The sequence below is a fragment of the Bradyrhizobium oligotrophicum S58 genome, assembly GCF_000344805.1.
GTDB lineage: Bacteria > Pseudomonadota > Alphaproteobacteria > Rhizobiales > Xanthobacteraceae > Bradyrhizobium > Bradyrhizobium oligotrophicum.
Map to the genome: position 1 here is coordinate 8,130,282 of NC_020453.1, position 24,321 is coordinate 8,154,602.

20 protein-coding genes are annotated in these 24,321 nt (G+C 61.3%); 9 read left to right on the top strand and 11 right to left on the bottom strand.

Features of this window, described 5'->3' with window-relative positions:
• Positions 1-673 precede the first annotated feature (673 nt).
• On the top strand, positions 674-853 hold the full coding sequence (locus S58_RS35135; protein WP_015670206.1) for a hypothetical protein: 180 nt from the start codon (positions 674-676) through the stop codon (positions 851-853).
• 295 nt (positions 854-1,148) lie between these two features.
• Here S58_RS35135 and S58_RS35140 read toward each other — a convergent pair whose 3' ends face one another.
• The 5 genes from S58_RS35140 to S58_RS35160 form a co-directional block, all read right to left on the bottom strand.
• Entirely contained in the window at positions 1,149-1,700 is a 552-nt protein-coding gene (locus tag S58_RS35140; RefSeq protein ID WP_015670207.1) for a hypothetical protein, read from the bottom strand.
• A gap of 105 nt (positions 1,701-1,805) precedes the next feature.
• Entirely contained in the window at positions 1,806-2,534 is a 729-nt protein-coding gene (locus S58_RS35145; protein WP_015670208.1) for an SOS response-associated peptidase family protein, read from the bottom strand.
• Between the two features lie 6 nt (positions 2,535-2,540).
• Positions 2,541-3,188, bottom strand: coding sequence for a hypothetical protein (locus S58_RS35915; protein ID WP_015670209.1), 648 nt, complete (start codon positions 3,186-3,188; stop codon positions 2,541-2,543).
• A 774-nt stretch (positions 3,189-3,962) separates the two neighbouring features.
• Complete coding sequence (locus S58_RS35155; RefSeq protein WP_015670210.1) at positions 3,963-4,697, bottom strand: RES family NAD+ phosphorylase; 735 nt, start codon at positions 4,695-4,697, stop codon at positions 3,963-3,965.
• On the bottom strand, positions 4,678-5,064 hold the full coding sequence (locus S58_RS35160) for an MbcA/ParS/Xre antitoxin family protein (protein WP_015670211.1): 387 nt from the start codon (positions 5,062-5,064) through the stop codon (positions 4,678-4,680). The genes S58_RS35155 and S58_RS35160 overlap by 20 nt, the downstream gene beginning before the upstream one ends.
• A 145-nt stretch (positions 5,065-5,209) precedes the next feature.
• Between S58_RS35160 and S58_RS35165 the strand changes: the two genes are divergently transcribed.
• Genes S58_RS35165 through S58_RS35180 form a run of 4 tightly spaced genes read left to right on the top strand, consistent with a single transcriptional unit; the run spans position 5,210 to position 8,169 of the window.
• Complete coding sequence (locus S58_RS35165; protein ID WP_015670212.1) at positions 5,210-5,920, top strand: multiubiquitin domain-containing protein; 711 nt, start codon at positions 5,210-5,212, stop codon at positions 5,918-5,920.
• Positions 5,913-6,350 carry a putative metal-binding protein gene (locus S58_RS35170; protein ID WP_015670213.1) on the top strand — a complete coding sequence of 146 codons (438 nt, stop codon included), beginning with the start codon at positions 5,913-5,915 and terminating at the stop codon, positions 6,348-6,350. The genes S58_RS35165 and S58_RS35170 overlap by 8 nt, the downstream gene beginning before the upstream one ends.
• Positions 6,347-6,817, top strand: a complete 471-nt coding sequence (locus tag S58_RS35175) for a Mov34/MPN/PAD-1 family protein (RefSeq protein ID WP_015670214.1) — start codon at positions 6,347-6,349, stop codon at positions 6,815-6,817. Before S58_RS35170 ends, S58_RS35175 begins: the two co-directional genes overlap by 4 nt.
• Entirely contained in the window at positions 6,814-8,169 is a 1,356-nt protein-coding gene (locus S58_RS35180; protein ID WP_015670215.1) for a ThiF family adenylyltransferase, read from the top strand. Before S58_RS35175 ends, S58_RS35180 begins: the two co-directional genes overlap by 4 nt.
• A 950-nt stretch (positions 8,170-9,119) precedes the next feature.
• Here the strand turns inward: S58_RS35180 and S58_RS35185 are convergent.
• From S58_RS35185 to S58_RS35210, 6 genes are all read right to left on the bottom strand, one after another.
• Positions 9,120-12,548: a TM0106 family RecB-like putative nuclease gene (locus tag S58_RS35185; RefSeq protein ID WP_015670216.1), complete on the bottom strand. Its 3,429-nt coding sequence runs from the start codon at positions 12,546-12,548 to the stop codon at positions 9,120-9,122.
• Between the two features lie 36 nt (positions 12,549-12,584).
• A complete protein-coding gene (locus S58_RS35190) occupies positions 12,585-14,822 on the bottom strand; it encodes a DEAD/DEAH box helicase (protein ID WP_015670217.1) in 2,238 nt (745 codons plus the stop codon).
• Complete coding sequence (locus tag S58_RS35195; protein ID WP_015670218.1) at positions 14,791-16,122, bottom strand: ATP-binding protein; 1,332 nt, start codon at positions 16,120-16,122, stop codon at positions 14,791-14,793. Before S58_RS35195 ends, S58_RS35190 begins: the two co-directional genes overlap by 32 nt.
• Positions 16,119-18,440 (bottom strand): tellurite resistance TerB family protein, encoded by a 2,322-nt coding sequence (locus S58_RS35200; RefSeq protein ID WP_244440839.1) that lies wholly within the window; start codon positions 18,438-18,440, stop codon positions 16,119-16,121. Before S58_RS35200 ends, S58_RS35195 begins: the two co-directional genes overlap by 4 nt.
• A gap of 472 nt (positions 18,441-18,912) precedes the next feature.
• Positions 18,913-19,128 (bottom strand): conjugal transfer protein TraD, encoded by a 216-nt coding sequence (locus S58_RS35205; protein ID WP_015670220.1) that lies wholly within the window; start codon positions 19,126-19,128, stop codon positions 18,913-18,915.
• A gap of 1 nt (position 19,129) precedes the next feature.
• Positions 19,130-19,456: a conjugal transfer protein TraD gene (locus S58_RS35210; protein ID WP_015670221.1), complete on the bottom strand. Its 327-nt coding sequence runs from the start codon at positions 19,454-19,456 to the stop codon at positions 19,130-19,132.
• A gap of 170 nt (positions 19,457-19,626) precedes the next feature.
• On the opposite strand from S58_RS35210, the gene traA reads away from it, so the two are divergent.
• From traA to S58_RS35230, 4 genes are all read left to right on the top strand, one after another.
• On the top strand, positions 19,627-22,638 hold the full coding sequence (traA, locus tag S58_RS35215) for a Ti-type conjugative transfer relaxase TraA (RefSeq protein WP_015670222.1): 3,012 nt from the start codon (positions 19,627-19,629) through the stop codon (positions 22,636-22,638).
• 128 nt (positions 22,639-22,766) lie between these two features.
• Entirely contained in the window at positions 22,767-22,982 is a 216-nt protein-coding gene (locus S58_RS35220; RefSeq protein ID WP_042340441.1) for a helix-turn-helix transcriptional regulator, read from the top strand.
• A gap of 246 nt (positions 22,983-23,228) precedes the next feature.
• Positions 23,229-23,888 (top strand): nucleotidyltransferase domain-containing protein, encoded by a 660-nt coding sequence (locus S58_RS35225; protein ID WP_244440840.1) that lies wholly within the window; start codon positions 23,229-23,231, stop codon positions 23,886-23,888.
• Positions 23,881-24,321: a hypothetical protein gene (locus S58_RS35230; protein WP_015670225.1), complete on the top strand. Its 441-nt coding sequence runs from the start codon at positions 23,881-23,883 to the stop codon at positions 24,319-24,321. Before S58_RS35225 ends, S58_RS35230 begins: the two co-directional genes overlap by 8 nt.

Consider the following 24,321-nt stretch of genomic DNA (forward strand, 5'->3'; position numbering starts at 1 on the left):
TAAATACACCTCTTAAGGGTATCATCCACCCGCATGAGAATGAAATCTCATGTGGATAGCCGCGAGATATCCGAACTGGGCCCACGGCGCATTTCCGGCGCAGATGTTGCCGTCCATTGAGGATGCCGGAGCAATGAAGACCCCCTCGTCTCGACCGTCTTACAAGTCTCAGACCAAAGTCGGTTCTCGCTCCGGCCGTTGCGATGGCGAGAATCCTAACTACGGTTCTAGACGCTCAAATTCAGACCTCGCTAACATACGGTTCAATGCAACCGACGACGATTTCGGCTTGATCGTGTTGGGCAGGCAGCTCGAAGAGGCTCTTGCCAAGTTACGAGCCTTGGACGATCCGGCATCACAAGACCATCTTGAACAAATTGAGACCTTGCTCGCTGGCCTAGCGCCCATAGAGCAGGCCATAATTGCCACACCGGCACGAACTATAGCCGGTCTGGGCGTAAAAGCTCGTCATGCATCTTACGTCAATTCCGAACACTGGGATGCGCCCATTGACCGGATCGACTGGAATGCTCGGACCGTTCGTTCCTTGATTGAAGCGGTGTGCGACGTGGCCGCAATACCATGCTCATTGAGGTCGAACTCCAAGGAAGAGAAATAGTCGCGCGGTACAGACCTTGCTGCCGTTCAAGTTTCGAGTGAAGGAGTGGAGCGAATGAGCATCGTGTCGATCATGGCCGCGTTCCTCGAAGAGGAGTTACGAGAACATGGTATCCGCGGATTAACCAAACGCGAGCATGAAACGATCGTCATCAGCATGATCAAACGCACCGCCGAACTCGAGACCGACGTCAAGCAGCGTCGTTCGGGAGCACGCCTCGATGATCAGAACTGAGGGATTGTTGGTGTGTTGCGGATGGCTTTTTTAGCGTGGAGGAGAGGGACGGACTCCTGACCAGCCGCTACGAAACCCCAGAAACCCCGCAAAACAACTACCGCCTGAAGGATAGTACGATCCCGAGAGCAATGGGCCCGGCGACACCCGCGGCCTCGCCGCCGGGCGACCCGCGACGAAGCAGAGGCGCTCGAACTGCAGCCGTCGCATGCTGACCGGTTCGACGAAATAGCGGAAGCGCGGGTGCTGAAGGAGCACGGCTCGTTGCGTCCGGGTCCCTAGCGCGGTATTCGCGCTACTCGGCGGTGAGGTTCGTCGTCTTCGGCACCTCGCCCGCGTTCGTAGCGAGAAGGCTCCGCATCGCGCGCGCCGCCGGCACGAACGCGTTGTCGTATGAGAACGCGTGCCAGTCGATATTCTCGCGGGCGCCTAGCTTGTCCTGGTGCAGTTTGTCCCTGACGTCCTTCACGCTGCCGACGTCCGCCGCGAGACCGAGCTTCTTGTCGGGGTCGAATTTCCTCTCGAGGGACACCTTCCAGTCCTCGATGCCGATGCGTTCCGCCTTCGATCCGTCCAGACCCTTCTCCCTCAGCCAGAGCGCTGAGCCGAGCCCCTCGCACACAGAGAACGTGCCGACACAAAACTCAAAGTCGAGCATGTGGAAGTAGGATTCGAAAAGGAGCCTGCCTCGCTTCGCGTGCGGAACGATCAGCGCGGCCTTCATCTCCATTGCGACCAGCACGTGCTTGAGGTTGGAGACCAGCCGTAGCCGCACGTCCTCATGAAGGCCGTCGGGCAGACATTTCCGGATCCAGTCTTGCCATGCCGTGGCGGTCGACAGATGCACGTAACCCGAGGCTCCGTCGGGGCAGTTCGATGAGTTGGAACAAGTTCGTCTCCTTGTCTGCTCGTGAAAGTTTTTCAGGCCTTTTCTACAACGTGTGCTGCGCGGTTACGCCGCCGGCGTCGGGCCTTCCTTCACGCCGCGGGCGACGATCCGCAGCGTCCCGTCCGGCAGCGGCCGCTGCAACTTCAGCGCTTCGTCCGCGGGCGCCGTCATCCAGGTCTCGACCTCTACTGGCGAGGTCAGGATCACGGGCATCGCCTTCGGGTGGATGGCGCCGATCTCGGCGTTCGGCTCCGTCGTGAGGAAAGCGTAGAGGTCGTTGATGGTCTCGCCTTTCTTGACTTTCCTGACGGACGTCCAGTTGGTCCAGATGCCGGCGAAGCACGCGAGCGGCCGGGTCTCGTCGAGCGCGAACCAGACGTCGCCGCCTTCGGCCTTGTTGAACTCGCTGAACGACTTGAACGGGACCACGCAGCCGTGGTCGGGACCCAGCCAGCGCTTCCATTGCGCGCTGGTGACGTTCCTGATGTTAGTGGTCCCGCTGTCCGGCTCCAAGCGCAGCAGCTCCTTGAAGTCGACGGTCTTGCCCTTGGCCTCCAGCTTCTCGGCCCGCCTCTTGGTGGCGTCCATGAGCGCCTTCGCCGACGACAGCATGCCCCAGCGGGCCATCGCGAGCTCAAGGCCGACGGCCGAGTTGCGGACGATCGGCGCCGAGTAGTCATGGAAGAGGCCGGGGAGCGAGGGCAAGTTGCCGGTGCGGTCGTTGCCCGTCGGCACTCCGAAAAGCCGCCGGATCGCGTCGGCGTTCTTTGTCATCGAGTATAGGTTGCACATTCAGCTTTATTCCGATTCATCGCCGGTGGTGACCTGAGCGCCACGCGCTGCGGCGGACCGGGGAGCCGTGTTTCGTGCCGCTCTCGCCGCCTCGCTATCGATTCTGAGCGCGAACGATTCCGGCCTCGCTTGCAGATCCTTGAAGAGCGTGCGGACGGTTGCCTGATAGACTTCGAGCAGCAGCTCGTTCGTGTCGAAGAGCAGCTTCCCGGTCAGAGTGATGCCTTCGTCGAAGACGGTCTGGATCATATACAGAGGTGGTTCGCTATCCCCTTCCCACACGTCGAAGGGCTCCACCGTCATTCGCATCATGTCCTCGTCCGAATGGGCCATGATCGTATTGCGCATCTCGACCAGTCTTTCGTGCAGTGACCGCTTTTCGTCGGAAAGCTTCAGGCCCACCATCTTCATGGTGAGCGGCATGGTCCCGCCCCGGGACTGGGCGAACGGCCGGGTGTAGGCAACGACGAGAGTGGTTTCGAAGCAGCGGAAGCGCCGAAGATCGACTTTGGAGTAGCTCGCGTCCTCGTCGCATTCGTAAAGGAACGCGCACGCGCTCAGAGCCTGCTGCAGGTCGTTAAGCGAGTACAAGAGGCGGCGTCTCCGCGCGTCCGCGTGCTGGGTCGCCTTCTCCTGATCCGGTGGCGCGGACATGATGAGGTATCTACCTTGCGGCTGGCCTCACGACGAATGAAGATCGTGTCGGGAGCGGACGGACAGTTGTAGCAGTGTCGCGGCCGGCCGGCGATTGGCCGCCGCGCACCGGCTGCAGCGGAGCCGGCCAACCAGGTCGTGGACGAAGTTGGGGGCAAGGTCAGCGCCAGCTGGCGGGGCGCTCGGTCACGCTCACGAACAGAACAGAACATAGCATGAACATAGAGTCGAGTCCGCGATAACCGGAGGCATCGCTCGATCCTATGCGCCCTTAACGTCTGATTGCATAAGCGATGGCTGGAAATTGTCCGATCGAGCGCTGAAAGCGCACGACTATCTCTTTCTGCTAAAGTAGCGACAGAGAGAGATTATTTCAGTTGTTCCAGATTCGGGAGGAAACGCCCTCCCGCAATCATGCTACGGGGGGCGCAGATGGCATTCTTCCGAAATCTCTTGACCGCTGCTTTTCGCTTTTTCAGGGGATCGGAGTTCAAGCCTCAGACAGGTGGCACATACCGACCGATCGTTCAGCTGAACCGCTGGTCGGGCCAAGATCGACCACCATCTCTGATGTGGAAGGATTGCCATCCGCGAACCCGTGCGACCTTCAAGGCGGAGCTCACTTGCTCGAACGGTCATAGCGTCTCGCTACGCGGTCATTCCGTGGGTGAGGACGGACGTGTATCGCCGAGTGTCGTCTGCTTAGCCCCCGGCTGCGACTTCCACGACTTCGTGCTTTTAAAGGAGTGGTCCGCGGGAGCTCTCCGGTAAAGCCTACGCAGCCTCTAGGACGTCTTCGTGGCCGGCCAACCTGCCGGCCTCGATGCGTTTACCCTGGTTGTCGAAGGCATAAAGCTCAGAAATGCGACTTCCGTCCCAAACGTAGCGAAAATGCACCGTCTGCTGCGACCGTTGCAGCACATCTCCCGTCAAGATTGCTACACAAGCGCCGGTAGGACGCTCGATTGGGCGATAGAGAATGCCATTTGCGTTTTCGGGCATTCTCGTTCCGAGATCGTAACGAGATAGCTGATCCATCGCCGCCACGGATCTCGAGACCTGACGCAAGTCCCAAAATACTCCATTGATCGGAGTACAGAGCATACGCATGTCGAGTCCGATCGGAGCTTCACTCGTGGCTTCCATGAACGACTGGCGCTTGGCGACCGATACGGCCAAAGCCGTCTGCTGCTCCAGGGAAAGTTCAAGACACGGACGCTGTTCGTCAAAAAACGTGCTGCCGTCAGGATTGCCGTAGGCGAACGGCGCCAAATTCCAGTTCTGCAGCTTCGGATCGGCGTTTGCTCCGTCGGCTGCATTCCTTTGCAATCGATCAAGCGACCGCAGACGCGGGTTTGTGATATTTTCCACCGAGACGATCTCATCGAGTCGATCGCTTGCGATGAGGCCGTCATAGACGTTGACTGGCGGAAACCTTGACGGGATCAGTCGATAAGCGTTTCCCGACCACGGCACGATAGGAGCGCTATCAACCACCTCGTTGGGCATCCAGATATCTCCTCACGCGGATTATGCCCGTCATGCCTTCCAGCATCACGTCCATAGCGCTGGCCCCATCGAAATAACGATTCTTGGCGCGAATCCAAGCTTCGCCGCGGTCGTCCTGCGTGAACAGGATCCGCAACGATTTCCAGATCCCCAGGATGTGCGAAAGCCGCTCCCGGGTGTCCGCAGGGATGCCCCCGCCATCCTTTTTCCATTTGAAAAACGTCGAGCGCCCCGGTGAGCCGAGCAGGGCGATCTGTTCATCAGTCGTCAAATGCCAGAGTTCGGAGATCCGCAAGAAGGTCTCTAGCTCGGCCGGAATCCTGGATTGCCCGGCACCCCCATGAGGGACGGGTGTTGCTGTGACCATAGATGCTTCCTGTCTTATTTTGGACTTGACAGACGTTTTAGTCCAATTATAGATATAGTCCAGATCAGGACTACATGAACACGATAGTCCAAAACGAGCGAGCGTCAAGCTGAAACGGTCCGCATCGGCGGAAAGGGGAAGTCACGTGGTAAATGTTGAGGAGAGCCGCGTTCGCGGCACGGAATACCAGGTCAATGGAGTGGGCGTTGCATTCTCGGACGGTATCGTGACCGGGCGCGAGGTGTTGACCCATTCGGGAAATGTTCCCGCAAGCGAGTTCCAGCTGATCTTAGTGCGAAACGGTCGTACCCACCTCATCGGGACCGATGACGAGGTCGATCTCGACAAGGAGCACGGAGGTATGTTCCGTGCATTTCCCTCTGATCGCAACTACGGCTTCACCGTCGACGAGGTGGCCCAGACCTGGGGCGCGGTGGACATGGAGGTGGACGAATTCCTCCGTATCTGGCCGCCTCGGGTCGGTCATCACTGGGTGCTCGAGCGTGATGATGAACCGGATACCGTGCTTATGACCGGCGGTATCTTGTCGTTCGGCCCCGAAGGTGTCGAGGATGTCGTTTCGCGCAAGGACGCCCATCCTGAAACCGTCATCGTAACGGTGGTGACCACCGCCGGCACTTACCCAGCGGAAGGTGCCAAGCGCTATCCGACGTCGACCCGGATTGGAGATGTGCTCGTCGAGGCGGCTCGGAAGCTGGACATCCGCGACAGCTCGACCTGGATCGTCACGGTCGCGGGACGCGACGTGAATCCCGCTTTCACGTTCTCCCAGGCTCATTTGACGGGCAACATCGCGCTCGAGTGGGGCCCTCGCGAAGGTGGCGGCGGTGCTTAAGGCTCTTTCCAAGGCAGCGTTCGACCGGGACGTCGGGCGGATCGATGTGCGGTCCGCCCGGATGAGGGGATGGACGATCCTCGAAGCGAACTATCCCATCCTAGATGTTCTTTTCGATCACGCAGCCGCTGCGCCGCTGCGGTTGCGATTTCGCTGCGACGACTGGGACGAAGTTCCGCCTTCGATCGAATTGCTGAACAGGGAAGGGCACCATTTGACGACGGCGCCGCCAAATGTTGGCAACGTCTTCCATCCTGGTGGGCATCCGTCAACGGGCCGTCCGTTCGTCTGCATGCGGGGGGCGCGCGAGTTTCACACCCATCCCAGTCACACCACCGAGCTATGGGACAACTATCGCGGTCAGTCCGGCATGGATCTCGGCGGCATCGTATTTCAACTTTGGCAGGCATGGAAGAGGAGCGTCGGATGAGCTCGATCCTATGCAGCAGTGATGTCCTGAAGAAGACCATCGCCCTCCTTCGTCGAGAAATGAAGGAGGGCCAGGAACGGGTCGCGCTTTGGCTTACGTCGTCGGTCGTCCGTTCTCCTGCAACGATCGTCGAAGTATACGAACCCGAGCAGGTCGTCGACGTCGATTACTTTCGGATCCCGCCGGCGTCGATGCGGACATTGATGGACCATCTGCGGTCGACACGTCGACGTATCGCCGCGCAGATCCATACGCATCCCGGTCGGGCTTACCATTCCGAAGTCGATGCCGAGTGGGCAATCGTGCGGCATGTGGGCGCTCTTTCTCTGGTGCTTCCTCGCTTCGCAGCCTCAACCACCCCGAAGAACTTCCTGGAAGAGGTCATGACGTACGAATACTCGCACGACGGCGAGTGGGAGCATCGTCCGAATTTCGGCGCCGACGCGCGGGTGAAAGTAACGTCATGACCAAGGCCGCCCAGCAAAATGCCCTGATGCTCGCCTCTCTTCTAGGTGTCGACGAGGCCAAAGCCAGCGAACGGCTGGCACGGGCTGTTCTGATCACCGCCCCTCCGGGGGAAAAAGCGGAATGGGCCTTCGAGATCGGCGAGCTCCTAGGACGCACCGTGAACGTGCGCTTTGCGCAAGCGGAAGCACCGCACCCGGAGGTGGAGTTGGTCATCGCGGACGCAACTCCCCGCACCGGTGCCCTTCACTTGTACGCGGACTTGGGTTTCACCAACGCCGTCGCAGCCCTGCATCCCATTGCCGGTCTGAGCGGTCGGCCCCATCCTCTTCACGCCGCCGCAGCCGCGTGCGCCGTCACCGCCGCTGTCGTCCATACCGTCGTCGGCTCGGAATCTCTTCCTCAAGTCCGACTGCCCATGCGGCTGGACTATTCGCAGCTCGGTATTCCGCCCGGCTCTCTCGACCGTCCGCTTGATATCGGAAGCGGGGCAATGGCCGGCGCAGGCGCGATCGCCCACGCATTTCTCCGTGCTGCCCGGCATGTGGACCTACGTGGTGAACTGACGGTCATCGACCCCAAGACGGTGCAGGCCGGCATCTTGAACCGATGTCTCTATCTCCGGGAAGAGGATATAGGCAGCGATAAAGCGACTGCTCTTGTGACGCGGGCGCAACCCGACTTTTCCGAACTACGGCTTCGTGCTCACGTAGGCGATTTCAAGTCTTATGTTCGCCCGCTTCCGCGTCCCCCGGAGACGACGTTCGTTACGGTCGACAGCCGTCACGTCAGGCGCCATATCCAGGGGGAGGTCCCACGCCGCATCGTGGATGCATCGACCACCGACGCACGCGGCGTCGTGATTCACTCGAACGTGCTTCCCACCGATAATGCTTGTCTCGCATGCATCTACCGCCACGTCCCTGAAGAGCATGCTCGCGAGCGATCGATCGCTGAAGGACTCGGAGTGGATCTGGCGGATGTCAGGACCGGTCTGATCACTGCCGAAATCGCGCAGCGGATCGTTCGCACGCACCCTGCAATCGTCGCTGAGGACATCGTCGGCATCGCGTTCGACAGTCTGTTCCGGCAGCTGTGCTCGGAGCAGGCGCTTGCCTTGCCAGAGGGACGTCAGGTACTAGCGCCGTTCGCCTTCGTGTCGGCGTGGGCCGGCATTCTGCAGGTAGTGGAGATGCTGCGCTCATTCGCGGGGATGAAGGAAACAAACTACTGGCAGGTCGACCCTTGGAATACTCCGGTCGCACGGGCACGAACGCTGCGGCCTCGTCATCCCGAGTGCCAGTTTTGCTCAAAGCCAGAGTATCGGCCAATTATTCACTCGCTTTGGGGTTAGGCGATCTTGACCAGCCCTGCCAAGCCGACCAGCAGCCGGGCTGCCTCGCATCGACGGAGCCAACTGGGCAAGTTTGCCGCGGCGTCGCCTTGAAGGCGACGAGGTACTGAATCTCGACCTCGAGCCTTGCCCCTGTGCCTCGGCGCGCCACACGCGCAGCACCGCCCCCGTGGGTCCCTGGTCCGATGGGCGGCCCTCAACGTGGTCGCCGAACACACGGCCTCTTCCTCGGAAGACATGGGCCCGCTTCCGTCCTGCCGGCGCCGGATCGAAACTGCCCGCCCATGCAGGCACCGGATAGTTCTCCCGGGAAATCCGCAGGGCGCGGCAACCCGCTTTGCTATGAGGGCAACAGCTCCCGATCGCTACATCCAGCGCCCGCTCGACGCCATTAGCCAGATCTGGCTCCGCGTTGGGTCGCGGTGCAGGACGATACGCGACACCCCGCGCAGTCGGCCCCCGCCTGCCTTTACCGAGGAAAGCGGAATCGCACGTTGCGTATCACGTGAGCTTGACGCCTGCGGTTGAATGGACCGATGAAAGCGGGGCTGTCATTGTTCTGCTGCGGCTGACCCGCGCTGGTGTCGTGTTCGGTTGGGCGGCAAGCCGCTCCTGACAATGGCTCGGCTGCGCCCACTCCTACCCCGGCCGGCCCAAGTCGAGCGCCATCGGAACTTGCGAGCAGACGTTCTTGAACGTCGGCACCGATAAGCCCACGTATCTGCCGCTTCGGCCAGGTTCAACGCCGCGAGCCACCGCTCACTCATGAGTCACAACCATTAATCGCTGCCCCTTTGTTCCGGCTTACTAAACCCGACATGGGCGCCGCCACCGACGCAGCAACAATGGTAGCGCGGCTATCGTTGGCGCGCTGCAGCCTGACGAGCCAGGATGCCAGCGAGCGACTGCTTTTTTCTATGTTGTAGGGCTCGCACACGATCGCCTTGAGCTCAATGAGATTTTCGCATCTCCGAAGGGTGCCATTCCAGGCGCGTAGATAATTCGAGATATCGACAGACCGCGTTCGCTAATTGCATCTGTCTCGGGGTCCGGCACTCCGCTTCGAAGAGCCGCGGCGACGCGATGATCGCGCAGATGCATTTCGCTCGCGAGGTCGCGACGTTCAATCGGTTTGCGCTATACAGAAACTCCATACCCCTGGGTGCATCGGCATGACTCGATGTCGTCATCGAGTAGATCACGATCGGTGCCTCGCGGCCCTGGAACTTGTCGACCGTCCCTATCCGTGCGCCGGGAATGCGCTCCTGTAGTTCGAACACCTGAGCATTGTAGGGCGCTATGATCAGTATGTCGTCCAAACCGACTGGCGCCTCTACACCTTCGCGGTTCGTCCAGGTCGTCCCGCATTGCAGTATCTCCGAGACCAAGTCACGAACGCAGTCGGCCTCTTCTCGCGACGAACTCTGGTTGCCTTGGTGCTCGACGGGCAAATATCTAAGACCCGATCCTTGGAGGCGTCCGCCCGATCGGATCGACTGGTTTTCCAGTCCGGGGCGCGGATAAAGACGACTCTCGTAGAACATCTCCGAATTGAATGAACATATCGACGGATGCAGCCGCCACGTCTCCGGCAGGAATAGTCCGCGGTCGGCCGGGACCGTCGCATGAACACCGAGGATATGATCGAGGGAAGATACATCGACGCCGTCGGGATGACTGCCTTGGATCGGCTGCTCGAGCTGCCGGGGATCTCCAAGGAGAACGATACTCTTAGCGGCCTGTGACACGGCTAGCACGTTCGCTAGCGACATCTGCGCGGCTTCGTCAATGAAAAGAACGTCGACGCTTCCCGCGGCATCGGTCCTTGCCCAGAACCAGGCCGTCGCGCCCCCGACGTTGCAGTCCGAGCGCAGAGCGTCGAGAAAGTCCGCGTTATCGGACGTAAACCGGAGTGGTGGCCGGTCGTCCTCCATTTCTGATACCTTCTGGATACATCCGAACTCGATACCTTCTTTGCGGGCCGCCACGAGGACCTCGTCCAGAAGGTTGCGGATCACTTTGTGACTGTTCGCGGTTACGCCTACGGACTTTCCGTTCTTCGCCAACCCGCAGATCATGCGAGCGCCCGTATATGTCTTCCCGGCGCCTGGCGGTCCCTGCACCGGAAGGACGCTTTGCTCGAGATTTAGCGCGGCTCGAATGGCCGCGGTGAGCGTCTCCTCGCCCTCGACCTGAAACGCTTGTCCGCGCAGCCGAGGCGCAGCGCCCATGAGCAGATCCCGCGCCGCCTTGTGATCGCCGTCGCCCTCCATCCCATGGTCCGCCACATACTCGCCGAGCCGCATCAGGGAATCGGCGAGCACCTGGGTGTCAACGTAGCTATGGGCGAAGATGGCCTCGGGATGATACGTCGCCGTATCTCCGCGCTTCTTGATGTCGATCGTTCGTTCGTCGAGTGAAATCCCCACCGTGCGCCCGAACTTGTCGCCTCCGATGCTCCTGAGTTCATCACCTTCCCGGATGTCCGTGTCCTGAAGCACGAACGCGTACCGGTGGATGGGTGCCTTGGCGGTGCCGCCCACTTGGCTCAGGAAGATCATGTCCGACAGGCCATCGCGCTCGTGAAGCAGGTCCTCGGCGGACAGGTCGCGAAGCCGGAAGTATTCCCACCAGACGGCTTTCTTCTCCCGGCCGTGCCAGTCGAGCATGAAGGCGAGAAGCCAGCGGGCTTGCTGTTCGGGGCTGCGTTGCAAGACGTCGTCCGGCACACCGAGGGTGAGCCGTGCCACGAGTGCGGCGACCTTCTTCTGCCACTCGTCGAGCTCGGCGCTGATCTCGGCGGTCGGCCCCGCCGGCCGCTCGACTGTCGCTCCGGCGGCGACCAGAGCCGTTCGAACCGTCTCCAGCCAGTTCCGCAAAGCTTTGGTTGAGACGCAGTCGTCGCGATTGTATCCTTTGATCGCGATCTTGTCGGCTTCAGGAACGCCCGATGGGTCGGCGAGTTCTAGCCGCGCCTGCGTCCTGGCCATCACGGCTCCAACGTCTGCCAACGGCACGCTCCGGACAAAGCCGTAGAGCGGCTCGAGCTTCTTTATCGAATAGCTTTCCACGCTCGCCCTGATGGCATGGCGTACGACCGAGAAGAGATCGACGAAGATCTGCCCTCGAAGAAGATTATCGACTTCGTTTTCGCGGGTCGCGTAGCGTCCCATCAGACGCTTCATCGCCGCCGGTTCGTATGGGGCGAAGTGAAAGATATGCAGGCTCGGGTATTCCTTCAGACGCAGTGTCACGAAGTCGACGAAACGTTCGAACGCCGTCCGCTCTTCCTGCCTGTTGGATGCCCAGTCTCCGACGTATCGCTCCGACCCATCCGCATCGATGAAGACGTATCCGAACAGAAATTCGAGACCCCCATTGCCCACGAACGGATCTCCTTCGAAGTCGAAGAAGATGTCGCCGGGCGACGGCTCAGGAAGACGCGCCAATCCGAACCCCGGCACCGGAGCGAGCGTTTCGTACAGAATCTTACCGGCTCTGATCCCTTCGATCTGGATTCTCGCCTGTTCGCGTATTTTCTCGAAGCTCTTGGCTGCACCGCGATCAGGTCTCCAGGGAAGCGGCAGAGGGACCGCCGCGAGCTCCGTGGTGGTGTTGACCCCTCGCCTTTCCAATTCGCCGATTTGGGATTTGCTGACGCCAGCGACCAGCGACATGTGGTCGTCGGCCCTCCTTCTGTCGTCGCACTGGCGACGCCAGCGGCAGATTTCACAATGCTCGATCGGTTCGGGATAGGCGGCGACGGCGTCTCCGCCGGAGACGGCACGCTCGAGGCTGGCCCTCACATGGCGGTAATAGGCGGCGTAGTCGGCGACGCGATGCTCTTCGGGCGAGAAATCGTTTCCCGGCGTGACGACGAAAGCCGACTCAGGTTGGCAACCCTGCATCTTGGAAAGAAGATCGGAGTACAGCGATATCTGCAGGACCGTGTTGCCCTTCGTTTCCCGGGACAGCTTCGTGTCGGTCACCTGGTACGACCATGGACCCAGCTGGCTGGGCTTCTCCACGCGAAGAAGGACGTCGGCCCGCCCGCTCCATACGCCGTCTTGCAGTGCCGCCTGAACGATAATGGCGTCGCCCCTGCCGAGGGCTTCGCGGGTGGCGGCAACCGAGATCGCGTCAACGCCCACGCCGTCGATCAGGGTCGCGACCGTACCGGTCGAGGTGAGGTGATGGACGTAGTCGCGTTCGTGCACGGCGCCGCGCTCCGCCAACGTCTCAAGCACCGGGTCCCAGATCTTCGGCTTGGCAAGCTCGCCGTTCGCCACCTTGACGTCGAGCGCGGTCAGATAGCGGCAATTCAGATGCCCGACCAGATCGCCGGCGCTGAGAAAAAGCTTCCCATCCGCTTTGTGCATACTGCCTCCCCACCGATCGCGATCGCCTTGAACTAGCTACGCGCCGGCGGCCATCGCTGATATATCGGCTATCCGGCCGCGGTTCTGCTTGGCCCACAGCGAGCGCGCCAATCCTTCCGGCACCTGCTCTCTGAATTTTCCGGTCTTGACGTTAGCGACGAATGCCGAAACGTCCGCCGGATCGATCTCACGCATCTGCGCGAGCTTTTCCAAGATGGGCCGGAGCTCTTCCTGCTTGATCTTGGAAACCGACACCCCCAATTCGTGGACGCCCGATTTGAGACCGGCCATAGCCAGAGCCGCGCTGAAGACCGCCGTCGCCTGAGAACCCCGCCAGAGAAAGACGTGCATGTCCCGGTCTTCGGGCACGAGCCAGCGGTGCTGCAAATCCAGATTCTTGAACATCTCGCGCCCTTCGGACAGAAGCTTCCGAGCCTTCTCGTCCAGATAGGGCGGCACATCGTTCGCAAGATAGACCGATCGCATTTCCGCCACCAGCCTGTCGTGTGCGGGTTCGCCGGAAGCTGGTTCGAAGCGCGGGACGACGCCGCCCGGATGCGGTGCGACGACCAGCGTCATCGTCTGCTCGTCAAGGTCCTGCACGATCCATCGTCTCCCGGCGAAGACGACCAGGCCGTCCTTATGGACGGGATGGGTGATCGGCAGCGTTCCGAGAGTCCGCCCGCCGACCGTCAGCCGCCACTCTTCGCCGGACTCGAAAACCGCGAAGAAGCTGCGCGACTGCGCCGCTTTTTCACCCTCCTGTCCGAGCATGAGCGTACCGTCCGCGGCCTGCTCGACGAAGCGCACGTTGCGTGATCCAAGATGGCGCAGCAGGTTCACGAAGTCGTTGGTCGAGATTGACGCGAAAGGACCAGGTCCACACAGAAGGTCGTACAGCGGCTTGGGTCTGATGCCACCGCGCTCGACGATGACTGAGAGTATCTGGTGGATCAGCGTCGAGGCGATCTCTGGTGACGTCCCGGCTTCCTCGACGAACCCCTGGAGAAGAAGCCTAACGACCGCGACAGACCTGATCGTGTTCGATCGAAGGCGGTCCAGTATCCCCGACTTCCGATCGATGTTCGGTTCTCTCAGGTAGATGCGCAGGACGGACGGTGTACCGCGGCGTCTGCCGGTCCGACCGAGTCTTTGCCTAAGCGACGCCAGCGAACGCGGCGCTCCTATCTGAGCGACCGACTTCACCGAGCCGATGTCGACGCCTAACTCGAGTGTCGACGTGCAGACCGCTGTCGTGGGCCGCTTCCCATCCTTGAGGCGATCCTCCAAATCCTCCCGCAATGTCTTCGAAAGGCTGCCGTGGTGAGGATAAAATTCGTTTGGCACGTTCAGCTTTTCGGAGCGTCGGCGCAGCCGGTCGGCCGTCGATTCCACAGTCCGCCGCGATCCTCCAAAGATGAGATTGTTTTCACCTCGTAGCGTCTCGAACAGATGATCCGAGATCCAATCGAGCGCGATTCGATGCGGCAGACCGTCCTCGCTCTCCGTCCCTCCCTCGGCGTGATCGGGATCGTCGAGATCGGGTGGCTCGACGTATCCCCTGACCTGGAGCCTCAGTTCCGGCGCGTCGGACTTCGCCAGAAGTTCGGCCACACGATCCGGATCTGTGGGCCGCAGCCAAGTGCGCGCTTGCCCTAGATCACCGATCGTCGCAGAGAGACCCACCCTTCGCGCCGGGCGGGCCGCCATTGCGTCGATGCGGCGGAGCAGGCTCGCGACATGCAGACCTCTCGGTCCCTGGAGGAAGGAGTGGAGTTCGTCGACGACGATAAACTCCGCAGCCGACAACAGCCGCTTGGCGTCGGCAGGACGGCGGACGAACATTGCCTCGATGGACTCCGGCGTGATGAGCGCGATGCCGTCCGGCTTACTCATCGCTTTCTTCTTGTCGGCCTGTGGCGCATCGCCGTGCCACTTGACGACGGGGATCTCCATGCTTTCGCAGAGCTCTTCCAGACGCCTGAACTGATCGTTGATGAGTGCCTTGAGCGGACTTACGTACAGAACCGAGAAGCCGGACGCCTTCCTTTCAGCTATCGAAGTCAAGATCGGCAGAAACGCCGCCTCGGTCTTTCCGGCGGCGGTTGTCGCCGCAATCAGGATGTCGCTGTCGCCGTCGAGCACCTCGACGATCGTACGGGCCTGGATTTCGCGCAGTTCGTCCCAGCCCTGATCGCGGATCCAGCGGCGGATCTTCGGGTGGAGCCGGTGATAAGCGGATTCAAGTCCCGATGCGGAAACTGGTGAGCTCATCCTCGTCTCCCGGTTGCGGTCCGCCTTCGGGCACCATCTCCTCCTGGCCGTGCAAATCGGCGGTGATCTGAACTTGCCCCAGCAGATCCTGCCACTTGGCGCCGGGATTCTGCTCCAGAACCGAAAGCAACTGGACGAACGCCTTCACCGTCGTCCGGGGCATCCGGAAATACGCTTCACCAATCCGGCGATCGCAATGGTTCATGAACGCCTTCAGAGCCTCGTCCGGCACCAGATTGTTGGATGGATCGCCTCCTGCGAAGACGTTCCTGATGTTCGACAGCAGGACGAGGAGGTCCTCTGGCGTCAAGTTCTGGAGGTTGATGACCGGTCCCGAAAAGTCCACGAGACCTCCCGTCGCGAACTGGTTCTCGGCGAGACGCGACTGCAGCGCTTCGTAGCTGAATAACCCTCGCCGGGTGTCCATCAAGAACGGTGGCGTTCCGCACATCATGAATCCGATGTTGGACGTATTCCCCTGGAGGGCGTCGTTGACGATGCGCAGTATCTGCTCGAAATTCAGCTTCCGCGCCTGGGCACTTTGCAGCTTGTAGATGTTCACCATCTCGTCGAACACGACGAAGAGCCCGGCATAGCCGGCCACCTTGGTCAGACATGCGAGCGATTTCAGAGAATCGTACACGCTGTCGTCATCAATGATCGTACGGACGCCGAGCGACTTGTTCGCCTCTGTCTTCGTCGAGAACTCCCCGCGCAGCCAGCGCAAGGCAGCGGTCTTGAGCTCTTCGTTCGACGTTTCACTGCCGCGCCAATAGGCCTTCAGAACGGTCGCGAAGTCATAGCCGCCGACGAATTCCTGTATCGGCGCCAGCCTCTCGTCGATGATCTTCTCGACGGCGATCTGCCGCTCGCTCGCCTCCTTCACGGCGTCCGTCACTAACCGCTCCACGACGGCCGCCAACGCGCCGCCTTCCGGCTTGGTCCGCGTGGCCATGTTCCGGACCGCTTCGGAATACAGTGCTCTGGCCTGGCCCCCTCCGGCATGGATGCGGCGGTCGGGCGCCAGATCGGCATGGACGGTGACGCACTTCCGCTCCAGCGCGATCAATCGGATCAGGTTCGCGAAGAAGGTCTTTCCTGCGCCGTAGTCGCCGATCACGAACCTGACGGCGGCCCCACCGTCAGCGACACGGTCGACGTCGCGAAGGAGAGCACCGATCTCCGCGGCTCTGCCGACCTGGATATGCGGAAGGCCCACTCGCGGAACCACACCTGCGCTGAGCGCCTGAATGATCGTATCCCGTTCCTTCGGCTTGATTGCCTTCGGCGCCTTGCTCATGTCGTCGTCTCTCTCAATTCGGCCAGCCGCGGCCGCAGCTGGGGTGCCATGACGATCTCATCGCCCTCCTCCAGCAACGGCTCGTCGAAGTGGTCGAAGGACCAGTCGTTGATGCGTTCAAGAGCGCCTTCGGGAAGGAGCTTCATGGCGCGTGCGCGCTCTTCGAATTCGGCTTTGGAAATGGAACCTTTGAGCTCGACCTGCTCGAGCAGTTCGGTATGCTGGCGGTCCAGTCCTTCAAGGGACGCGCCGTTCGCCGTGAAAGCGACGGGCGTCTCGTCTTCCGAAGGTGCCGGTTCTTCCTCGAAGATGTTCGCCAGCAGTTCGGATACGGCCGCCGTTTCGCGTTGCGTCCGGGCGAGACGCACGGCATCGATCTTTATGCCGGCAGCATCATCCGGCGGGGCGAGAACTTCCTTAGGAATCGGAATGCCAGCCTCGCGCCTTTCGTCCGAGACCGCCACAGGTTCGTCGCTTCTTGGCGCCGCCCGGTGCAGTTCGGAATAGATACGCTCCTTAGGCAATCCCAAAGACTTGTGCAGCCGTTCGAGAAACTTGACGTCGTCCGCATCGACGTTGCCGCTGCCACCCACGACGGCAAGCGCGGCGTCGGCGATCGCCTCGCGTTCGGCATCGCTCCGTTCCGCCAGCCGCTTCATTACCCTCGACAGCTTCGGCGGACTGTTGAAGGTCGTAACGGCGAAGGCGATAAGGCGGGCACGCTCGATCGCGCCGAGGTCGTTTCCGTCTCTGATCCCGTCGATCACGCGGGACATCTCGTCTCCGGATGTTTGGCCATCCGCCGCTGCGGCGAGTACGGCGACTTCGACTTGAGCCTTCATCGTGCGGTAGGCCGGACGCTCGAAATCGACGTGACCGCCGCCTGGAGCGCTGAATAGGAAAACCTGATCGTCCAATTGCGGAACGGCGCTACCAAACCGGCGATCCGGCTCGATGGCGATGTCGACGAGATCAAGCACCTGACTCAATTGCTCGGCGAGACCCGGCGCCACTTTGTCCCGCACCTCAAAATTCGCCGCCTGTAGAACCGTCCGCATCTTGGTGCTCGCGCGGCCATGGCCGCCCATGATCTCCGACAGACGCGCCTTGAATTGGTGCAGGGCCTCGAACCCGATCTCCGACAAGAGATCTGCAGGAAGCATGAGCGCGGCCTGCACCGAATTTCTCGCGTCCGGCCGCTTTCCCAGCAATCGGCTGAAGCTATCGAGCTCGTCGGTACAATCCTGCAGCAGCTGTCTCAGCGGCTCCGGTGACATCGTCGTCTTTAGGATGTCCGGATAGGCCCTGTGTGGTCCCTCCACCTGGACGCTGAAAGCGCCGCTTGCCGCTTGATATCGGACGTCGATACTGCCCGTCGTCTCGACAACGAACCCTTCGGGGAACTTCGCCCGAAACCGGAGGTGCCACAAGGTGACGAATTCGTCGAAGCAACGGACGGCGGCCGTACGCAGGTAGACGTCCTGCAGCGCCAAGATCCAGACAAGGGCGTCCTCCGACAACAGAACCCGCGACTGCGACAGGCGACGTCCCAAATGGATACGCACGCCGAGGTCCATCTCAGACGAATGCGTCCGTTCAGGCGACAATGCGGGGATGGGAAGCGGGATGCCGGCCGCGCATCTCGCTGCATCGAGGAAACGTTTCGCATAACCTTGGAAGGAGTCGCTGTCCGTTCGCAACGCCACAAGTCTCTCGACTTCGGCAATGAGTTCCGGAGCACTGGCAAGATCGCGCTCAACGAACAGCCGGTGCTCCAATCCGTAGAAGCACAGAAAGACATGCCCGATGCCGTACGAGGTCGACCGACGCCCTGTGGACATCCAATCGAGAAACGCGCGCCTCGCAGCAGGAGACACGTCGGCGTAGGACGGCCAGTAAGGCATCGAATTCCCGGCAACGTCCGGCCTGGGCGATTTCGCGCTAAGCTGCGGGTTCACAGCGTAGCCGTCTATTTCACGGTCTTCGAAGGAAAGAGCGCGTCCGAGATAGAAGAGCCCCGAGGATATGTCCGTGCCTTGAACCGTTACCATTTCCCCCGATCGAATCCACCTGGCCGAGCTCGGTCGCTCGCGAGAGATTCCTGCGTTGGATTGTCCGGACCTGACCTTCTGCAGGGAGCCAATCCCCGCCATGCTTTCGACCGGACTTACGACAGGGACCGGAGACTCCTTGCGCTTTCCGAACCTGACGAGAAAGAAAACGAGCGCGAGAAGGACGCAAATCGTCCCAACCGCGGCCAGATGTTCCATGACGAACTGGTAGACCGCCGTCAGGACCGCGAAAAGCGCGCCCAGCACGATCAGCAAGCCAGCCCCAGCGTTTGATCCTCTCCTACGCCGCCCCATACCCCGTCAGTCCGATGTCCGGTCGATTTATTAAAGGCATAGCGTGTGACGGGCGACCAATGCAATCGGCCATTGTTCGATAAGACCCGCCAGCAGCTGCTCGCGATGTCGGGCTTCGCAATGTTGGGACTGACATAATCCGTTGAATAGGCGTGCGTTTTCAATCGCATCGAAATTGATTGTCGGTTAGCTGATTGTCCGGAGAAGTGACATCCGCGAGCCTCATCCGGAGCACGCGTCTGACAGGCGGTAATCAGGGACGTCTAGAAGCCGTGCTGCGGGCTGTACCGCATACTCTCGCCACCGCTCCCAACTCGAGCAACAGACCGCAGCGCCTTCGCGTTCTCCGGAACAAGTGCACCGCCTTTTCGGGCCGTCCACGTCATCGCGCTTCGGCGCTGCCAAACATCACGGTGATGCGACTTCAGTCGTTCTCTAGAGCGTACTTCCCCTTTGCGGCCCAGAGCGCTCGTGCCCGTTCGCTCTGGTCGCTTTGGAGCTTTTCGGCCACCCACAGTAACGCGCCGAAGATGGTGGCGCGGTCGCCGGTGAGGCTGACAAGGCCGGCCTTGACGACGAGGCCACCCAATTCAATGAGGTGCCGCGTACGCTTGCGACGTTCGACCTGCCAGTTGCGCATGTCAAGCCGTGCCCTTGCGGACTGATGCCGATTGCGGGCCGCTCTGTTGCGCAGCAGCGCCTTCTGTGTTGCGGTCAGTTGCTGCCGAAGTTCGCCGTGCTCTGCTTTGAAAGAACGCGGCCCCGCGCTTGGCCCATGCCTCCCTCTTTCCGGCCTCTTTCGTCTCGGCCAGCACAATGAGCGCGCCCACGAGTTCGTCAGCGCTGAGCGCGTCAGCTCCCGTAACAATGACGAGCTCGCCTAGCTGTCGCACCTTGCGGGTTTTCAGCTCGCGTGCCTTATCGTCAAGCGCTTTCAGGTCCGCATCAAAATCCCTTGGTTTGCGCATGGTCGCCTCCATCGTGTCGATGGAAAAATGATAGTCGAGTGCCGATCGCAATGCTGTAAGGTCGTCAGGACGAGCTGAGACGGGGTAGTCCCTCCCGAGATTTTTTCGAGGGAGGGCGCGCTTATACGTCGATCCGACGTGCGCTTCGCTGTGCCAGTGATTGGGTCGCGATGGCGATCTATCATCTTCACGTCAAGGTCATTGGCCGGAAGGCCGGGAGCAGTGCGGTGGCGGCCGCGGCCTACCGCTCCGGCTCGCGGCTGCGTGACGAGCGGCTTGGCCGTGATCAGGATTTTTCCGGCAAGCGGGGTGTCGTTCATTCCGAGGTGATATTACCCGAGAATGCGCCGGAGGCCTGGAGTGATCGCGCACGGCTTTGGAACAATGTCGAAGCGTTCGAAGTCCGGAAGGACGCCCAGCTGGCCCGTGAGGTCGAGTTCGCCCTTCCGCGCGAGATGAGTGAAGCGCAGTGCATTGAGCTGGCCCGGGACTTCGTTCGCGGCGAGTTCGTGGCTCTGGGCATGATCGCCGACCTAAATGTGCATTGGGACAGGGCCGAGGACGGCCTGCCCAAGCCCCACGCTCATATCATGCTGACGATGCGCGCGGTCGACGAGAAGGGATTTGGCCAGAAGGTGCGAGAGTGGAACCGCACGGAGATGGTCGAGCGCTGGCGCAAACGCTGGGCGGAGCTCGCCAACGACCGGCTGGCGGAGCTCGATATCGACGCGCGGATTGATCACCGCAGCCTGGAAGACCAGGGCGTCGCGCTGGAGCCGCAAAGCCAGATTGGCGCGCCCGCCAAACGGATCGAGGTTAGGGGCATCGCTGGCGAAGGCGGCGAGGCGGATCGCGCCGAGATGCACCGCGAGATCGCGCACAAAAACGGCGCGCGGATTATCGCCAATCCCACCATAGGGCTGGACGCCATCACCCAGCAGCAATCGACATTCACGCGTCGCGATATGGCGAGGTTCGCGCACCGGCATAGCGACGGGCTCGACCAGTTCAATGAGGTGGTGGGCGCAATGCAACGAGCGCCCGATCTGGTCGAACTCGGCAAGGACGCGCGCGGCGAGGATCGGTTCACCACCCGCGGAATGATCGAAGCGGAACAGCGCCTGTACCGCGCTGCCGAACTGATGGCTGAACGGGAGCGCCATGAGGTGCGCGATGTCGACCACAGGGCCGCTTTGGCGCGTGCGGAAACGCGCGGCCTGGTGCTTTCGTCCGAGCAGGCTGAAGCATTGACGTGTGTTACGGGCAAGCGCGATCTTAGTGTCGTGGTCGGCCATGCCGGGACGGGGAAGAGCGCGCTGCTGGGGGTGGCGCGGGAGGCCTGGGAAGCAGCCGGCTTCGAGGTCCGTGGTGTGGCGCTGTCCGGCATTGCAGCCGAAAACCTCGAAGGCGGATCGGGCATTTCGTCGCGCACGATCGCCGGCCTGGAACATGGCTGGGAACAGGGCCGCGACTTGCTCAAATCGAGCGATGTGCTTGTCATCGACGAGGCGGGCATGGTCGGCACGCGGCAGCTGGAGCGCGTGCTGTCCCATGCTGCCGAGGCTGGAGCCAAGGTGGTGCTCGTCGGCGATCCGCAACAGCTGCAGGCGATCGAAGCGGGAGCGGCCTTCCGGTCGATCTATGAGCGTAACGGCGGCGCTGACATCGGCGAAGTGCGCCGTCAGCGGGAGGACTGGCAGCGCGATGCCACGCGCGATCTAGCGACCGGCAAGGTGGGGCATGCGCTCGAGGCCTACCGCTCCCACGGCATGGTGCACGAGGCGCGGACCCGGGAGCAGGCGCGCAGCAATCTGATCGAGCGCTGGGACCACGACCGGCAGGTGTCGCCGGACCGGAGCCGGATCATCCTCACCCACACCAATGACGAGGTCCAGGTGCTGAACCAGGCAGCGCGCGAACGCATTCGAGCCGCGGGTGATCTGGGCAACGAGGTGCGTGTGACGGTCGAACGCGGCGCGAGAACCTTCGGCAGCGGGGACCGCGTCATGTTCCTGCAGAACGAGCGCGCGCTTGGCGTCAAGAACGGCACGCTCGGGACTGTCGAACAGGTGAGCGCGCAATCCATGACCGTGCAGACCGACGATCGCCGATCCGTGCGCTTCGACCTCAAGGATTACAACCGGATCGACCATGGCTATGCGGCGACGATTCATAAGGCGCAGGGCATGACGGTCGACCGCGTTCATGTCCTGGCGACCCCAGGCATGGATGCCCACAGCAGCTATGTCGCCCTGTCGCGTCACCGCGACGAGGTGGACCTGCACTATGGCCGTGACGATTTTGTCAGTGCGGACCGGCTCACCCGCGCCCTGTCGCGCGACCGCGCCAAGGACATGGCCTCGGATTACGAGCGCTCTGATCCGCTCCAGAGCTACGCCGAGCGGCGTGGGATCACCCTCCGCGATCGCGTGGCCGAGATCGTGCGCAAGATTGTGCCCGAAGAGCTGCGCGACATCTTCGCCGGCCTGCGCTCTGCGGCTGATGTGGCCGGACTGCATATCGGACGGAGGCCGGAACGGGCAACGCCGGAAAGGGAAAGCAGCGATCCCGCAGCCGACCGGCGCGGAGCCGAAGTGCCGGTAAGCAACGTGGCGCAAGATCCCGAAGCGGAGGCGCGTCGCGTCCGGACACGAGCGCTGGTGCGCCATGCCCGCGCGGTGGATACGATCTTCGCAGCGCGAGAGACTGGCGTCACAGCGAGCCGCGAACAGGTGAGAGAGCTGCAAGAGGCGCGTCAAGCCTTCGAGGAGGTGCGCCCCTTTGGCTCGCACGACGCCGAGGCTGCTTACAGGAAGAACCCGGAGCTGGCTCGCGAGGCTGCCGGTGGTCAGGTCAGCCGGGCTGTGCGCGCGCTCCAGCTCGAAAGCGAACTGCGCAAAGATCCGAGCCGCCGCGCCGACCGCTTTGTGGAGCGCTGGCAGAAGCTCGAGCAGACCGGTCAGCGCCTGTATCGGGTCGGCGATATGATCGGCTACAAGGCCGCGCGCGCGGCAATGGGCGATATGGCCAAGAGCCTCGAACGCGACCCGCAACTGGAATCCATCCTCGCCGGCCGCAAGAACGATCTCGGCATCGCATTCGAATCAGGCCGACGGCTCGGCCAGGATCTGGCCTTCGTCCATGGCATCGATCTCGGGAGAGGCCGAGGCCTTGGAATTTGACCCATCCCGTTTGCCTCCGGCTCTACGCCACGCCTGGCAATGCGCGAGCTCCTATTGCCCGCCTGCACCTGTTTGGCCTCTCTGGTCTCACAAGACGTCAGAAGCAACCAGCGAAAGGCATCACGGCCATGCGCGAGCCGGACCGTATCATCAGGCTGAAAACGGTCCTTGCCAGGACTGGGCTGTCCCGATCCACGATCTACCGCAAGATTGCCGAAGGTACGTTCCCGCCTCAGATCAAGATCAGCAGCAACGGGACCGGCTGGCATGAATCGGAGATCAACGGCTGGATTGCAGATCCCATCTCGTGGCGTCCAAGTGGCAACTCCGACGAAGTCCGGTGAGCCTCGATCCGCACCGCTACTTCAATGGCGAGGCAGTGCTCTTGCTCGGTGTCTTCGAAGGGCTCGTTGACGGCTTTTCGTGGGAAACAAGCAAGTGTCCTTTCGAGAATCGCAGTCACCGACGTAAGGGTCTTCGGTCGCCGCGCACGGAGCGCGTGTGCGCTAGACTGCACAAGTTGCATTAGCATTTAGTTTCCCAAAATGGGTAGGATAATCCCTATTTTGGGTATAACATTGTATTTGCTTGTGTTTCTGATTCAAGGGATTGACTTTCCCAAAATGGGGCCTATCCTACCCAATATGGGCATTAATTCGGATAAATTGAATATTTCTGATGCACTTTTTTCGAGTACGCAGCAACGTGTTCTCGGCCTTCTTTTTGGAAATCCGGAGCGAAGCTTCTACACCTCTGAAATCGTGAAGCGTACCCGCGCGGGTACGGGTGCCGTCGAACGCGAACTCTCACGCCTGTTGCGCAGCGGGCTGGTGTCCGTCTCGAAGGTCGGCAATCAGAAGCACTATCGCGCGGACAGGGAGTCTCCTGTTTACGAAGATCTCCGGGGTCTCGTTCTGAAGACGTTCGGCCTCAGCGAACCCTTGCGCGAGGCACTTGCGTCTTACGCAGAGAAAATCGATGCCGCCTTCGTCTATGGATCGGTCGCGAAGAGAACCGACACGGCCCGCAGCGATATAGACGTGATGGTGATCGGCGACGATCTGAGCTACACTGATCTCTTCGCGGCGTTCCAGCAAGCAGAGACGATCCTCGGTCGGCAAGTTAATCCGACCTTCCTTTCCCGCGACGACTGGCGGCGCAAGCTGGCTCAAAAGGACTCGTTCATCGACAAGATCAGCATGCAGCCGAAGATCTTCCTGTACGGCTCGGAGGAACAACTTCATGGGTAGGCAGGAACTCGACAATCTAGTCAAAATCAAAAAGCTCAAGGTAGAGCCTGGAGCACGCGCCGAATTCGACGGCCTCGTCGATTCGGCGCGGAAAAGGCTGGCAGATTCCAAAAACGAAGACCTTTCGCCGGAGAGCCGCTTCGACTTGGCCTACAACTCTTCGCACGCATTCGCTCTCGCCGCGCTGCGTCAGAACGGCTACCGCTCAGACGATCGTTACGTCGTGTTCCAAGCCCTGGCACACACTCTCGAGGGCCTCGATCCCACGGTCTCGCGCGTGCTGGCCAAATGCCACAACGAGCGCAATCTAGCGGAATACGAAGGCCGCACCGAGGTAGATGACAAGCTTCTGGGCGCCTTGATCGAATGCACCAAGAAACTAGAGAAGGCGGTGTTGGCGCTCGATCCGCCGCCGGCCGCGAAGCCGAAATGA

Bases quoted from the DNA above. Each gene is read 5' to 3' on its own strand.
- S58_RS35135 (WP_015670206.1), top strand. From the start codon at position 674: ATGAGCATCGTGTCGATCATGGCCGCGTTCCTCGAAGAGGAGTTACGA.
- S58_RS35145 (WP_015670208.1), bottom strand. From the start codon at position 2,534: ATGTGCAACCTATACTCGATGACAAAGAACGCCGACGCGATCCGGCGG.
- S58_RS35915 (WP_015670209.1), bottom strand. From the start codon at position 3,188: ATGTCCGCGCCACCGGATCAGGAGAAGGCGACCCAGCACGCGGACGCG.
- S58_RS35155 (WP_015670210.1), bottom strand. From the start codon at position 4,697: ATGCCCAACGAGGTGGTTGATAGCGCTCCTATCGTGCCGTGGTCGGGA.
- S58_RS35160 (WP_015670211.1), bottom strand. From the start codon at position 5,064: ATGGTCACAGCAACACCCGTCCCTCATGGGGGTGCCGGGCAATCCAGG.
- S58_RS35175 (WP_015670214.1), top strand. From the start codon at position 6,347: ATGAGCTCGATCCTATGCAGCAGTGATGTCCTGAAGAAGACCATCGCC.
- S58_RS35180 (WP_015670215.1), top strand. From the start codon at position 6,814: ATGACCAAGGCCGCCCAGCAAAATGCCCTGATGCTCGCCTCTCTTCTA.
- S58_RS35185 (WP_015670216.1), bottom strand. From the start codon at position 12,548: ATGCACAAAGCGGATGGGAAGCTTTTTCTCAGCGCCGGCGATCTGGTC.
- S58_RS35190 (WP_015670217.1), bottom strand. From the start codon at position 14,822: ATGAGCTCACCAGTTTCCGCATCGGGACTTGAATCCGCTTATCACCGG.
- S58_RS35195 (WP_015670218.1), bottom strand. From the start codon at position 16,122: ATGAGCAAGGCGCCGAAGGCAATCAAGCCGAAGGAACGGGATACGATC.
- S58_RS35205 (WP_015670220.1), bottom strand. From the start codon at position 19,128: ATGCGCAACTGGCAGGTCGAACGTCGCAAGCGTACGCGGCACCTCATT.
- S58_RS35210 (WP_015670221.1), bottom strand. From the start codon at position 19,456: ATGCGCAAACCAAGGGATTTTGATGCGGACCTGAAAGCGCTTGACGAT.
- traA (WP_015670222.1), top strand. From the start codon at position 19,627: ATGGCGATCTATCATCTTCACGTCAAGGTCATTGGCCGGAAGGCCGGG.
- S58_RS35220 (WP_042340441.1), top strand. From the start codon at position 22,767: ATGCGCGAGCCGGACCGTATCATCAGGCTGAAAACGGTCCTTGCCAGG.
- S58_RS35230 (WP_015670225.1), top strand. From the start codon at position 23,881: ATGGGTAGGCAGGAACTCGACAATCTAGTCAAAATCAAAAAGCTCAAG.